Source organism: Salinimicrobium maris (genome assembly GCF_049680855.1).
Lineage (GTDB): Bacteria > Bacteroidota > Bacteroidia > Flavobacteriales > Flavobacteriaceae > Salinimicrobium.
Map to the genome: position 1 here is coordinate 30,167 of NZ_JBMPGS010000005.1, position 11,992 is coordinate 42,158.

Annotated in this window: 12 protein-coding genes; 7 read left to right on the forward strand and 5 right to left on the reverse strand. The window is 40.3% G+C overall.

Annotated features, from left to right (window positions below):
- Positions 1 to 39: 39 nt before the first annotated feature.
- From trpD to ACOV1Q_RS13775, 7 genes are all read left to right on the forward strand, one after another.
- On the forward strand, positions 40 to 1,035 hold the full coding sequence (gene trpD / locus ACOV1Q_RS13745; protein ID WP_424494980.1) for an anthranilate phosphoribosyltransferase: 996 nt from the start codon (positions 40 to 42) through the stop codon (positions 1,033 to 1,035).
- A gap of 33 nt (positions 1,036 to 1,068) precedes the next feature.
- Positions 1,069 to 1,854 (forward strand): indole-3-glycerol phosphate synthase TrpC, encoded by a 786-nt coding sequence (gene trpC / locus ACOV1Q_RS13750; RefSeq protein ID WP_424494981.1) that lies wholly within the window; start codon positions 1,069 to 1,071, stop codon positions 1,852 to 1,854.
- 93 nt (positions 1,855 to 1,947) lie between these two features.
- On the forward strand, positions 1,948 to 2,550 hold the full coding sequence (locus tag ACOV1Q_RS13755) for a phosphoribosylanthranilate isomerase (protein ID WP_424494982.1): 603 nt from the start codon (positions 1,948 to 1,950) through the stop codon (positions 2,548 to 2,550).
- Positions 2,550 to 3,737 (forward strand): tryptophan synthase subunit beta, encoded by a 1,188-nt coding sequence (trpB, locus tag ACOV1Q_RS13760; protein WP_424494983.1) that lies wholly within the window; start codon positions 2,550 to 2,552, stop codon positions 3,735 to 3,737. Before ACOV1Q_RS13755 ends, trpB begins: the two co-directional genes overlap by 1 nt.
- Positions 3,738 to 3,853: 116 nt before the next feature.
- Complete coding sequence (gene trpA, locus ACOV1Q_RS13765; protein WP_424495157.1) at positions 3,854 to 4,615, forward strand: tryptophan synthase subunit alpha; 762 nt, start codon at positions 3,854 to 3,856, stop codon at positions 4,613 to 4,615.
- A gap of 80 nt (positions 4,616 to 4,695) precedes the next feature.
- Positions 4,696 to 4,848 (forward strand): hypothetical protein, encoded by a 153-nt coding sequence (locus tag ACOV1Q_RS13770; protein ID WP_424494984.1) that lies wholly within the window; start codon positions 4,696 to 4,698, stop codon positions 4,846 to 4,848.
- Positions 4,848 to 4,982 (forward strand): 30S ribosomal protein THX, encoded by a 135-nt coding sequence (locus tag ACOV1Q_RS13775; RefSeq protein WP_424494985.1) that lies wholly within the window; start codon positions 4,848 to 4,850, stop codon positions 4,980 to 4,982. Before ACOV1Q_RS13770 ends, ACOV1Q_RS13775 begins: the two co-directional genes overlap by 1 nt.
- On the opposite strand, the gene ACOV1Q_RS13780 is transcribed toward ACOV1Q_RS13775, so the two are convergent.
- From ACOV1Q_RS13780 to ACOV1Q_RS13800, 5 genes are all read right to left on the reverse strand, one after another.
- Positions 4,979 to 5,641: a uracil-DNA glycosylase family protein gene (locus tag ACOV1Q_RS13780; protein ID WP_424495158.1), complete on the reverse strand. Its 663-nt coding sequence runs from the start codon at positions 5,639 to 5,641 to the stop codon at positions 4,979 to 4,981. The two genes, ACOV1Q_RS13775 and ACOV1Q_RS13780, sit on opposite strands and share 4 nt — an antisense overlap.
- A gap of 139 nt (positions 5,642 to 5,780) precedes the next feature.
- A complete protein-coding gene (locus ACOV1Q_RS13785) occupies positions 5,781 to 9,233 on the reverse strand; it encodes a pyruvate carboxylase (protein WP_424494986.1) in 3,453 nt (1,150 codons plus the stop codon).
- A gap of 141 nt (positions 9,234 to 9,374) precedes the next feature.
- On the reverse strand, positions 9,375 to 10,136 hold the full coding sequence (gene yaaA / locus ACOV1Q_RS13790; protein ID WP_424494987.1) for a peroxide stress protein YaaA: 762 nt from the start codon (positions 10,134 to 10,136) through the stop codon (positions 9,375 to 9,377).
- A 185-nt stretch (positions 10,137 to 10,321) separates the two neighbouring features.
- Positions 10,322 to 11,374, reverse strand: coding sequence for an RluA family pseudouridine synthase (locus ACOV1Q_RS13795; protein ID WP_424494988.1), 1,053 nt, complete (start codon positions 11,372 to 11,374; stop codon positions 10,322 to 10,324).
- Positions 11,364 to 11,984: a PASTA domain-containing protein gene (locus ACOV1Q_RS13800; RefSeq protein WP_424494989.1), complete on the reverse strand. Its 621-nt coding sequence runs from the start codon at positions 11,982 to 11,984 to the stop codon at positions 11,364 to 11,366. The genes ACOV1Q_RS13795 and ACOV1Q_RS13800 overlap by 11 nt, the downstream gene beginning before the upstream one ends.
- Positions 11,985 to 11,992: the final 8 nt, after the last annotated feature.

Consider the following 11,992-nt stretch of genomic DNA (forward strand, 5'->3'; position numbering starts at 1 on the left):
AAATCCTCCTACTTTGGGCGAGTTAGAGGTGGCTTGACTATGAAACAGTTACTAAACAGACTCATAAATCACGAAACCATTTCGAAAGAGGAGGCAAAAGAAGCTTTGGTAAAAATCTCCCAGGGTGACTACAATGAAAGTCAAATTGCCGCTTTTCTTACTGTATATATGATGCGGAGCATCACCATTGAAGAGCTTGAAGGCTTTCGTGATGCACTGCTGGAAATGTGCATTGCGATTGATCTTGACCAGTACAATCCTATCGATCTCTGCGGAACCGGAGGTGACGGAAAGGATACTTTCAACATTTCCACCCTTTCATCTTTTGTAACAGCAGGTGCCGGAGTCAACGTTACGAAACATGGAAATTATGGAGTTTCCTCCAGTTGTGGAAGTTCCAACGTGATGGAATACCTTGGAATCAAATTCAGTAATGAAAAAGATTTCCTGGAAAGAAGCATCAGCGAAGCAGGAATCTGTTTTTTACACGCCGCACTTTTTCATCCGGCGATGAAAAAAGTGGCACCTATCCGTAGAAATTTGGGTGTAAAGACCTTTTTTAACATGCTGGGACCCATGGTGAATCCCGCATTTCCGAAGAACCAGGTAGTTGGAGTTTTCAACCTTGAACTTGCCAGAATGTATGGCTATCTTTATCAGAAAACGGATAAAAACTTTACTATTTTACACGCTTTGGATGGATATGATGAAATTTCCCTAACAGGAAAAACAAAAATTATATCCAATAGATCTGAAGGAATATTAAAACCTCAGGATTTTGGAGTTTCAGAAATAAACGAAGAGGATATTGCAAGCGGAAGTTCAATTGAGTCTGCCGCCGAAATCTTTATGAATGTCCTCAGCGGAAAAGGAACAGCGGCTCAAAATAATGTAGTATGTGCCAATGCCGGAATGGCAATTGCAACGGCTAAAGATTTATCTCCAAAAGAAGGTTTTGAAAAGGCAAAAGAATCCCTGCTTTCAGGGAAAGGACTTTTAGCCTTTAACAAACTGAAGGAGATTAGCCGTAACTAAATTTTGCCATTCACAGAAATACAGATTCAAAAGATGAATATTTTAGAAAAAATAGCGCTCGACAAGCGAAAGGAAGTACAGGAAAACAAAGAAATACTATCAGCAAAAGACCTGGAAATGATGCCGGGCTTCAACAGAAAATGCGTTTCCTTAAGTCAACGGTTACGGGAAAGCGACACAGGGATTATAGCAGAATTTAAGCGGAGGTCCCCTTCTGTCCCTGAACTTAACCTGAATGCCGATATAAAACAGGTTACGAAAGAATATGAAAAAGCCGGAGCATCTGGAATTTCTGTGCTAACCGATGAGATTTATTTTGGCGGCTCTATGGATGATCTTTTTGCCGCTCGTGAAGAGGTGAAAGTTCCTATCCTTCGAAAGGATTTCATGATCGACGAATACCAGATCCTTGAATCTAAAGCCATTGGTGCAGATGTGATTCTATTGATCGCTGCCCTTCTCAAAAAGGAGGAAATCAAGGCATTTTCTGAACTGGCGAAAAGCCTGGGAATGGATGTTTTGCTGGAAGTTCACAATGAGGAAGAACTTCAAAAATCCATTATGCCTTCCATAGATATGATTGGCGTGAACAACCGAAATTTGAAAACTTTTGAAGTAAACACTAATATTAGCAAAGAATTATCAGAAAAAATCCCTTCAGAATTTGTGAAGGTTTCCGAAAGCGGAATTAGCAGCACAGCCGCCATAAAAGATCTTCAAAAATACCATTTTCAAGGCTTCTTGATTGGCGGAAATTTTATGAAGACCGAAGATCCTGGAAAAAGTGCAGATGAATTTATCAGGGAATTGAAAAGATAAAAATTGGAGATGAACGCCAGCTCGAACAATAGAAATTTTAATCCACTTCCTACTTTTTCCGAAGAAAAGGGCTTGAAGTTAAAAGTCTGTGGAATGAAATTTTCAGAAAACATCCAACAGGTGGCAGGACTGCCGCCAGATTATATGGGATTTATCTTTTTTGAAAAATCTCCGCGGAATTTTGATGCTGAAATTCCCAACATCGATAAGAATATTAAGAAAACAGGTGTTTTTGTGGATGCTTCCATAGATTTCATTCTCGAAAAGGTCAGGAGACATCAGTTACAGGCAGTTCAGTTACACGGCAATGAAAGTCCGCAATTTTGCGCTACCCTGAAGGCTGAAAATCTTGAAATTATCAAGGTATTTTCGGTGAAAGATTCCTTTGATTTCGATATTCTTCAGGAATATGAAGGCAAGGTGGATTTCTTCCTTTTTGACACCAAAGGCAAAGCTAAAGGCGGAAACGGAATTACTTTCGATTGGGAAGTGCTGAAAAAATATCCTTCCGAAACGCCATTTTTCATAAGTGGCGGCATTGGACTTGAAGAAATGGCGAGATTAAAAAAATTTCAATTTCCGAAGACATTTTACGGCATTGATGTAAACAGTCGGTTTGAAACAGCACCTGGTTTTAAAAACATGGAAACTCTGAAAAAATTAAAAAGAACAATCCCAACGGTAAAAAATATATAATGAAAACAACTTATCAAGTAGATGAGCGAGGCTATTACGGCGAGTTTGGAGGAGCTTATATTCCTGAAATGCTGTACCCCAATGTGGAAGAGCTGCGTACGCAGTACCTCGAAATAATGAAAGAAGAATCTTTTCAAAAGGAATTTAAACAGCTCTTGAAGGATTACGTAGGCCGTCCTACTCCGCTTTATTTTGCCGAAGGCTTCAGTGAAAAATATAACACAAAGATCTATCTCAAAAGGGAAGACCTCTGTCACACTGGGGCGCACAAGGTGAACAACACCATTGGGCAAATCCTGATGGCAAAGAAACTCGGAAAAAACCGTGTAATTGCCGAAACAGGTGCAGGCCAGCACGGCGTTGCAACAGCCACTGTTTGTGCACTTATGGGGATTGAATGTGTGGTTTATATGGGCGAGATCGACATTGCACGGCAGGCACCTAATGTTGCACGAATGAAAATGCTGGGAGCTACGGTGGTTCCGGCAAAATCGGGCAGTCGTACTTTGAAGGATGCTACCAATGAAGCGATAAGAGACTGGATCAATAATCCTGTAGATACTCATTACATTATAGGATCTGTGGTTGGACCGCATCCCTATCCAGATATGGTAGCACGTTTTCAAAGTGTTATTTCCGAAGAAGTGAAAGTACAGCTGAAAGAAAAAGAAGGTCGTGAAAATCCAGATTACGTGGTTGCCTGCGTAGGCGGCGGAAGCAATGCTGCCGGCATGTTTTACCATTACCTGGACAATGAGAAAGTTGGGATCATCGCTGTGGAAGCAGCAGGAGAAGGTGTTTCTTCCGGAAAAAGCGCCGCCACCTCAGCTCTTGGAAAAGAAGGGATCATCCACGGAAGTAAAACCCTGCTGATGCAAACCGAAGACGGACAAATTACTGAACCATACTCCATTTCAGCTGGACTCGATTATCCCGGAGTGGGCCCCATGCACGCTAATCTTTATCGCACGGGAAGAGGGGAATTTATTTCCGTTACCGACAAAGACGCAATGGATGCCGGATTGGTTTTATCAAAACTGGAAGGAATTATTCCGGCGATTGAAACTGCCCACGCACTTGCCATTTTTGAAACCCGAAAATTCAAGGAAGATGATGTTGTAGTGATCAACCTTTCGGGACGTGGCGATAAAGATTTAAATACGTATATCGAACATTTTAATTTATAGAAATTAGATGTCATCCTGATTTTATTTCAGGATCAAAAATATCGAGAGGCTCTTTACAGAAGCTGAAAAAGTTCAGTTTGAAAAAAACTTTAAACCTCTTCTCAACTATTGAAAATATGAACCGCATCAACCAAAAATTACAGGAAAGCCAGAAGTTGCTTTCCATCTATTTCACAGCTGGATATCCAGAAATAGAAGATACCGTCAATATTATTGAAGCGCTCGAAAAGAGCGGGGTGGATATGATCGAAATCGGACTTCCTTTTAGTGATCCATTGGCAGACGGGCCCACCATTCAACAGAGTTCCGAAGCTGCTTTAAGGAACGGAATGACCACAAATAAGCTGTTCAGCCAAATTTCCACTATCAGAGAAAAGGTGAATATTCCGTTGATCATTATGGGGTATTTTAACCCGATTCTTCAGTATGGTGTTGAGAAATTTTGCCAGAAATGTAAAGAAACAGGAATAGACGGCCTTATCATTCCCGATCTTCCGGTGGAAGAGTATACAACCCATTACCAGGATATTTTTGAAAAATATGATTTGATTCCAATATTTTTGATCACTCCCCAAACATCTGAAGAAAGAATTAGATTTATTGATTCTGTTTCCAACGGCTTTATATATATGGTGAGCAGCGCCAGCGTTACCGGAAGCACGGTTGGGTTTGGTGATGAGCAGATAGATTATTTCAAGAGAATCTCCAATTTGGAGCTAAAAACACCAACAATTGTTGGTTTTGGAATTAACAGTCCGGCGATCTTTAAACAGGCTACAGAATATTCTAAAGGTGCCATTATTGGAAGTGCTTTTATAAAGCACCTTTCTCACCACGGTGTTGATAAAATTCTAGATTTTGTTAAAGCCTTGCGATAGTTTAACCTTCTTATAACAGGCCTATAGTGTCAAAAACGCTGTTCTTTTCTTAAATTAGAGAGAATTTAAAAAATGAAATTATGGGACAGATAGAAGATAAACACAAGCAGAGAAAAGAAAAGAGACGAAGTGATAACGACCCATTGAGTGGCGAAATAGGAAATCGCGATATTGAAACAAACGATTTTGATATTGACGATGAAACTATTAAAGACCAGCAAAATAAAAAGTAATGGGAAAAGGAGACAAAAAGTCCAAAAGAGGAAAAATCTCGATTGGTACTTTTGGAAAATTAAGGCCTAAGCGTAAGAAATTTAATGTAAGGCCAGAAAAAGTCAAAAATCCACAACAAAAAGATCCCATTTAGTCTTCTTCGAGAAACTGACGGTATTGCAAAACCCTGAAATCAATTGTATTGAAATCAGGGTTTTGTTTTTTTAATTGTTTATAAAGTTCCATGCTTCCAATAGCCCTATTGGCAGAACCTGATGGCGCGGTCAAAGAAACCGTATTTATAAGTCTTCCATCCAACACAAATTGATGAATTCGAGGCACATCATTGGCAATTACCTTCAATTTTAGATCGTATTTTTTCAGGAGTTTCCGAAAGAAGAATTCCGGACCGTTTTTGCTGTTTCCTCCTGTGAAAAGCAAGGTATGAATTGCAGGATGTTTTTTAAGGACCTTTACAATATCCCTTAACTCCACTTCCTGCATTCCCAGGTCGGAAGCATCGATCTTATCCCGACGACAACTTTCTACTGTATCACAAATCCCGATCTTGTTTTTGATCAAAAAATTTTCCCGCTGTTCAATTGCTTTTGCCGTGGTTTCATATTTTAAATCAAGATTAAAAACTTCATCTATTACTTTCCATAAGAGTCCGTCGCGGCTTCCATAGCAAAAATCCACATCGCCTTCTTTTAATTCCCCGGTGGTAAACCTTGGTGGCGGTAAAGTACCAACAATGAGTTTTGTCGCATTTTCAGGAATAAAAGGAGGGTAAGGATGTTTATGATGGAACATTATTGGGGACTTCAAAATTTAAATATTTGCTGATTTTAAATATTCTCGAAAATTGCAATAAAGTGACGCTGTTCTTACTCCTTGACAGCGTCACTATATACACCTTCACTTTTCTTCCTCTTCGGGAGTTGGAAGAATTTTACTTCATTACTATCACCAAATCATCTGCAAATACCATGGTTCCTTCCTTCAGTATTATTTTATCAACTTCCCCTTCAGAATTAGCGGTTATTGTTGTTTCCATTTTCATAGCTTCAATTACAAATAATGGTTGGTTTTTTTCCACTTTTTGGCCAGATTCCACTAAAATTGAAGATAAAGAACCCTGAAGTGGTGCTCCCACTTCTTTCTTGTTTCCTTTATCTACTTTTTGATGAACTACCTTCTCCACCTTTACAGATTTGTCCTGCACCTCAATGGTCCTAGTTTGCCCATTTACTTTAAAGAAAATCTTCACGATTCCATCTTCATTAGCATCACCGACAGATATAAGCTGGATCAACAAGGTTTTCCCTCTGTCCAGCTCTACAATAATTTCTTCGCCGGGTGTCATGCCATAGAAAAAATTCTTCGTAGGTAAGTTGATAACACTTCCATACTTTACGTGGTGGTTGTATGCATCTGTAAATACTTTTGGATATAATTTATAGGAAAGAAAATCGGTAATGTCAACTTCTCTGCCCAACCCTTCCTTGAAAGTGCGTTCAAATTCCTTGAATTCCGTTTCAAAATCTACCGGCTCGAGGTGAGCATTTGGTCTTCCTTTATAAGGTTCTTCTCCTTTCAAAATGATCTTTTGCACTTTCTCCGGAAATCCGCCATGGGGTTGACCTAATTCTCCCCGAAAAAAACTTACTACAGATTTTGGAAAGGAAATCTCCTCTCCCCGTTCCATTACATCTTCAATACTCAAATTGTTACTCACAAGGAACTGCGCCATATCCCCTACTACTTTTGAACTTGGGGTTACTTTAATAATATCTCCAAAAAGATCGTTCACTTTACTGTACATCTCGGTGATCTCGTGGAATCTGTCGGCCAGCCCCAGAGATTCTGCCTGCGGTTTCAAATTGGAATACTGACCGCCAGGAATCTGATGTTTGTAAACTTCTCCCGAGCCCGCCTGTAACCCAGATTCAAATGGATAATAATAACGTCTTACTGCTTCCCAGTACTGACTGTATTCATTCAGTTTTTCTGAATTAATTTTTCTTCCGCGGTCATGGAACCTAAGCATCTCCAAAACAGAATTAAAGTTTGGCTGAGATGTTAATCCTGATAGTCCTCCAAGTGCGACATCTATTACATCAACCCCCGCTTCCACAGCTTTTAAATAAGTAGCAGCCTGTATGGAAGAAGTGTCGTGCGTATGAAGATGCACAGGAATGTGCACGTTTGATTTTATGGAAGAAACAAGCTCAAAAGCGGCATCGGGCTTTAATATTCCCGCCATATCTTTAATCCCGAGAATATGAGCACCGGCATTTTCAAGATCTTTCGCCATTTGAACATAATACTGCAAATTATATTTAGTCTCATTTGGATCCATCACATCTCCGGTATAGCAAATCGTCCCTTCTGCGAGTCCGTTGGTTTTCTTTCTCACATATTCTATACACGGCGCAATGGATTCCATCCAGTTCAAGCTATCGAAAATCCTAAAAACATCTACTCCATTCTCCCATGCCTGTTCCACAAACTTTTCGATCAGGTTATCGGGATATGCGGTATAGCCGACTCCATTGGAACCACGTAACAGCATTTGCAGCAGCACATTTGGCATGGCCTTACGAAGCAGCCTCAAACGCTCCCACGGATTTTCTTTAAGAAATCGCATGCTCACATCAAAAGTTGCCCCTCCCCATACTTCTAAGCTAAATATTTCGGGATGGTTCTTTGCAAAACCTTCTGCTACTTTCATCATATCTGTAGTTCGCATACGGGTTGCGAGCAGACTTTGATGCGCGTCCCGCATCGTAGTATCTGTGAAATGTATTTTACCATCGTGGAGCAACCAGCGTGAGAACTTTTCAGGTCCAAATTCTGTAAGCAGGTCTTTAGTGCCTTTTGGATAATCACCTGTTTTATCAAAAGAAGGCACGACGGGTTTTATAAAAGTCCGCTTCAAATCAGGCTTTTTGACATCCTCATTTCCGTTGACTATGATATCCCCAAGAAACTGTACCATTTTAGTGGCCCGGTTTCTACCCTTTTTAATATCAAACAATTCCGGATGCTCTTTAATAAAATTTACTGTAACATCTCCATTTCTAAAAGTGGGATGTTTTAAAATATTGTCCAGGAAACCAATGTTGGTCATTACTCCACGCACCCTGAATTCAGCCAGAGCACGGCGCATTTTTCTACACGCACCATCCAGGGTCCGGCTGCTGGCAGAAATCTTCACCAGCATAGAATCGAAAAACGGTGAAATAGAAACCCCTTGATAAATACTTCCCGCATCCAGTCTTATCCCAAAACCTGAAGCACTTCGGTATGTTGTGATGGTCCCGTAATCGGGCTTAAAATCATTGGTAGGATCTTCGGTAGTAACACGGCATTGCAGGGCAAAACCATTGGTTTTTAAGGACTCCTGGCTTTCAATTTTTATCTGTTTGTCAGATAATTTATATCCGCCGGCAATGAAAAGCTGGGCTTTGACAAGATCAATATTTGTAATAATTTCTGTAACCGTATGCTCTACCTGGATACGCGGATTTACTTCTATGAAATAAATACTTCCGTCGTCATCCACTAAAAATTCGACGGTCCCTATGTTATTGTAGTCGACCGCTTTACATATTTTCAGCGCATAATCATACAATTTTTGCTTCGTCTCCTCATTTAATCCGAAGGAAGGCGCGAATTCTATTACTTTTTGATAGCGACGTTGCACAGAACAATCCCTTTCAAATAAGTGGACCATATTTCCGTGATGATCGGCCACGATCTGTATCTCTATATGCTTCGGATTTTCAACAAATTTCTCAAGAAAAACAGTATCATCTCCAAAGGCATTTTTGGCTTCTCTTTTAGATTCCGGAAAGGCGCTTTTCAATTGATCTTCATCCCGAATGACCCGCATTCCGCGGCCACCACCTCCCGAAGCGGCTTTTAACATTACAGGATAACCTATAGTTTTAGCTTCAGTTAAAGCGGTTTCCACACTATCTAAATCTTTTTCGCTACTTTGAATGATAGGAACCTCATTTTGAACAGCCACTTCCTTGGCCCTTACTTTATCACCCAAAGATTGCAGCACCGAAACTTTAGGCCCCACAAAAATGAGGTCGTTTTCTTCACACTTTCGGGCAAATTCAGCATTTTCAGAAAGAAAACCGTAACCCGGATGAATGGCATCAACGCCATTTTCCTTAGCAACTTTAATGATCGCATCAATATCCAAATAAGGCTTTAAAGGTTCATTTTCGGCACCTATCTGGTAGGATTCATCGGCCTTGTAACGGTGCAGTGCGTAACGATCTTCGTAAGTATAAATACCTACGGTGCGAATACCAATCTCGGTACAGGCTCTAAAAACCCTAATAGCAATTTCACCCCTGTTTGCTACTAAAACCTTGTTTATTTTCATCCTTTTGTAATGCTTTTATAGTTGATTTTGACTGAACTTCCTAAGTTATATAAAATCCTGATTTTAGAAGAAGATAAAATAAAAAAAGGAGGTGAAACACCTCCTTTTTAAAATATTTTAACAAAAATTGATTGCTTTATATCAACGAGTAAAGACAAGCTCGTTTGATTTGCCCGACTCCTCCTCACTGAATCTATAGCCATCGTAATCAAAATCTTTAATATCCTCCACAGTTTGTGCACCTGTATCAATTATATAACGCACCATTGAACCACGAGCTTTTTTAGCATAAAAAGAAATGATCTTTAATTTGCCATTTTTAAAGTCCTTAAATACGGGAGTGATAACAGGCACTTTTAATTTATTTGTATCTACAGCTTTAAAGTACTCCTGGCTCGCGAGATTTACAAACAGCTCATCCTCCTGCAGTTCGTTATTAAGGAATGTGGTAATATCTTCTTCCCAAAGTTCATAGAGGTTCTTCTTTCTTCCTACCTGGAGATCTGTCCCCATTTCAAGTCGGTATGGCTGAATAAGATCAAGTGGTTTCAGGATTCCATAGAAGCCGGAAAGAATTCGCAGCGTGTTTTGAAGATCGTCCAACTTTTCTGCAGGAATGGTATAGGCCTCCAGCCCCGTATAAACATCACCTGCAAAGGCATAAGCCGCCGGCCTGGAATTCTTCTTGTTATGAACTTCTTCAAATTCCTGGTAACGCTGATGATTGAGATCTGCAAGTTTATCACTAATCTCCATTAATTCTGAAATTTCTTTTTTAGACATGCGCGCCAGTTTCCGATTAACTTGGGCTGTTCGCTCCAAAAATGAAGGCTGGGTTCCGCGCGTTGTGGGTAATTTCGTTTTGTAATCAAGAGATTTTGCAGGGGAAATAACAATTTTCATATAGGAAGATTTTCCGAAGTGGTTTTAGTTTCAGCCACTAAAATAGTACTTCCTGTCCTATTTAGAAAAGCCTTCTAAATCTTGCTTTTTGATGAAGGTATTGAAAAAGGCTATTTAAACTCTTCTTTCTAAAGAGAATTATTTTTAGCTATTAAATAAGATTGGGAGATTAACTGAAACAGCTACTATTCAATAAATTCCTTCTGATTCTTAGAGTAGTTACGCCATTTTTCGATACACTGCTGCATATCTTCGGGAATTGGAGTGTTAAAGCTCATCCACTCGCCCGAAACCGGATGCTTGAATCCTAAAGTTTTTGCGTGTAATGCCTGCCTCGGAAGAATTTTGAAGCAATTTTCTACAAACTGCTTATATTTTGTAAAGGTGGTTCCTTTCAGGATCTTTTCTCCGCCGTAGCGCTCATCATTAAAAAGTGTATGGCCGATGTGCTTCATATGAACCCGAATTTGATGCGTTCTTCCGGTTTCCAGCTTACATGACACTAACGTCACATAACCAAGGCGTTCTAGCACTTTGTAATGAGTTACCGCGGGTTTCCCTTTATCTTCCTCTTCTCCAAGATAGACGGTGTTCTGAAGTCGGTTTTTTGGGTGACGTCCAATATTTCCTTCTACAGTACCTTCGTCTTCTTCCACATTTCCCCAAACCAGGGCCACGTATTCGCGTTCACTGCTTTTGTCAAAAAACTGTTTGGAGAGTTTCGTCATTGCCTGTTCCGTCTTGGCAACTACCAGCAATCCGCTGGTATCTTTGTCAATCCGGTGCACTAATCCCGGGCGTTCACTGCTGTTCTGAGGAAGGTTTTCGATATGATATACCAGGGCGTTGATCAAGGTTCCACTGTAATTTCCATGCCCCGGGTGCACCACCATTCCTGCCGGCTTGTTCACCACGAGCAAGGCATCGTCTTCATAGACAATATCAAGCGGAATATCTTCAGGCGTAAGTAAAAATTCATAGGGCGGGTGCTCGAAAAGCACTTGCACCACATCTCCCGGTTTTACTTTATAATTCGATTTTACAGGAACTTCATTTACATGAATATTACCCTCTTTGGCGGCGGTTTGAATCTTATTACGGGTCGCCTTCTCAATATAATTCATCAGGAATTTGTCCACCCTTAACGGCTGTTGACCTTTATCGGCTACAAATTTGTGATGCTCATAAAGTTCATCATCAGTTTCTTCAGGTTCAGGCTTGCTATTTTCAGAGCTCATATTCCTCGCTTTCAAATTCATTCACATTCTCACTTTCCTCTTCTTCCATCTCATATCTGCCAGATCCATCACCTAAAACAAGGTCAATCTTTGATGTTTCCTTCAGCTTCATTCCAGGTTTAAGTTCCTGCCCCTCATGCCGCAGTTCCAGCACGGCATCTTTGGCAACGTCAGGTTTATAAGTGACCGTTCCTATTTCAAAACCAAGGGAACGCAATGTAGGTTCTACCTGCCTTCTGGTTCGCCGGATCAAATTCTCCGGAATTTCAATGGTACGAAAACCAGAAGGATTCAGAGTAAGATAAATTTTACGATTTTCCTTCACATGTTTCCCCGGAAGCGGCACCTGGTCTATCACCGAATACGGCGGATAATCGGGATTGTAGTTGGCCGAATCCAGAATTTCCCGGCGCAATTCAAGTTCGTCAAGCGTAGCATCCACCCTGTCCAGAGAAAGGCGCGCAAGATTAGGAACTTCTATACGTTGATCCTGGTTGGTGCTGTAATCCAGCCACTGCAGTAAAATAAAAACGATTAAAACCACAGCTAAAACAGCTAAAAGCAGCTGAATTAAAAAGGTTTTGCTAAAAAGGAATTTGATAAAATTCATAGGTTTTA

Coding starts and splice junctions, on each gene's coding strand:
- trpD (WP_424494980.1), top strand. CDS start 40: ATGAAACAGTTACTAAACAGACTCATAAATCACGAAACCATTTCGAAA.
- trpC (WP_424494981.1), top strand. CDS start 1,069: ATGAATATTTTAGAAAAAATAGCGCTCGACAAGCGAAAGGAAGTACAG.
- ACOV1Q_RS13755 (WP_424494982.1), top strand. CDS start 1,948: ATGAAATTTTCAGAAAACATCCAACAGGTGGCAGGACTGCCGCCAGAT.
- trpB (WP_424494983.1), top strand. CDS start 2,550: ATGAAAACAACTTATCAAGTAGATGAGCGAGGCTATTACGGCGAGTTT.
- trpA (WP_424495157.1), top strand. CDS start 3,854: ATGAACCGCATCAACCAAAAATTACAGGAAAGCCAGAAGTTGCTTTCC.
- ACOV1Q_RS13770 (WP_424494984.1), top strand. CDS start 4,696: ATGGGACAGATAGAAGATAAACACAAGCAGAGAAAAGAAAAGAGACGA.
- ACOV1Q_RS13775 (WP_424494985.1), top strand. CDS start 4,848: ATGGGAAAAGGAGACAAAAAGTCCAAAAGAGGAAAAATCTCGATTGGT.
- ACOV1Q_RS13780 (WP_424495158.1), bottom strand. CDS start 5,641: ATGTTCCATCATAAACATCCTTACCCTCCTTTTATTCCTGAAAATGCG.
- ACOV1Q_RS13785 (WP_424494986.1), bottom strand. CDS start 9,233: ATGAAAATAAACAAGGTTTTAGTAGCAAACAGGGGTGAAATTGCTATT.
- yaaA (WP_424494987.1), bottom strand. CDS start 10,136: ATGAAAATTGTTATTTCCCCTGCAAAATCTCTTGATTACAAAACGAAA.
- ACOV1Q_RS13795 (WP_424494988.1), bottom strand. CDS start 11,374: ATGAGCTCTGAAAATAGCAAGCCTGAACCTGAAGAAACTGATGATGAA.
- ACOV1Q_RS13800 (WP_424494989.1), bottom strand. CDS start 11,984: ATGAATTTTATCAAATTCCTTTTTAGCAAAACCTTTTTAATTCAGCTG.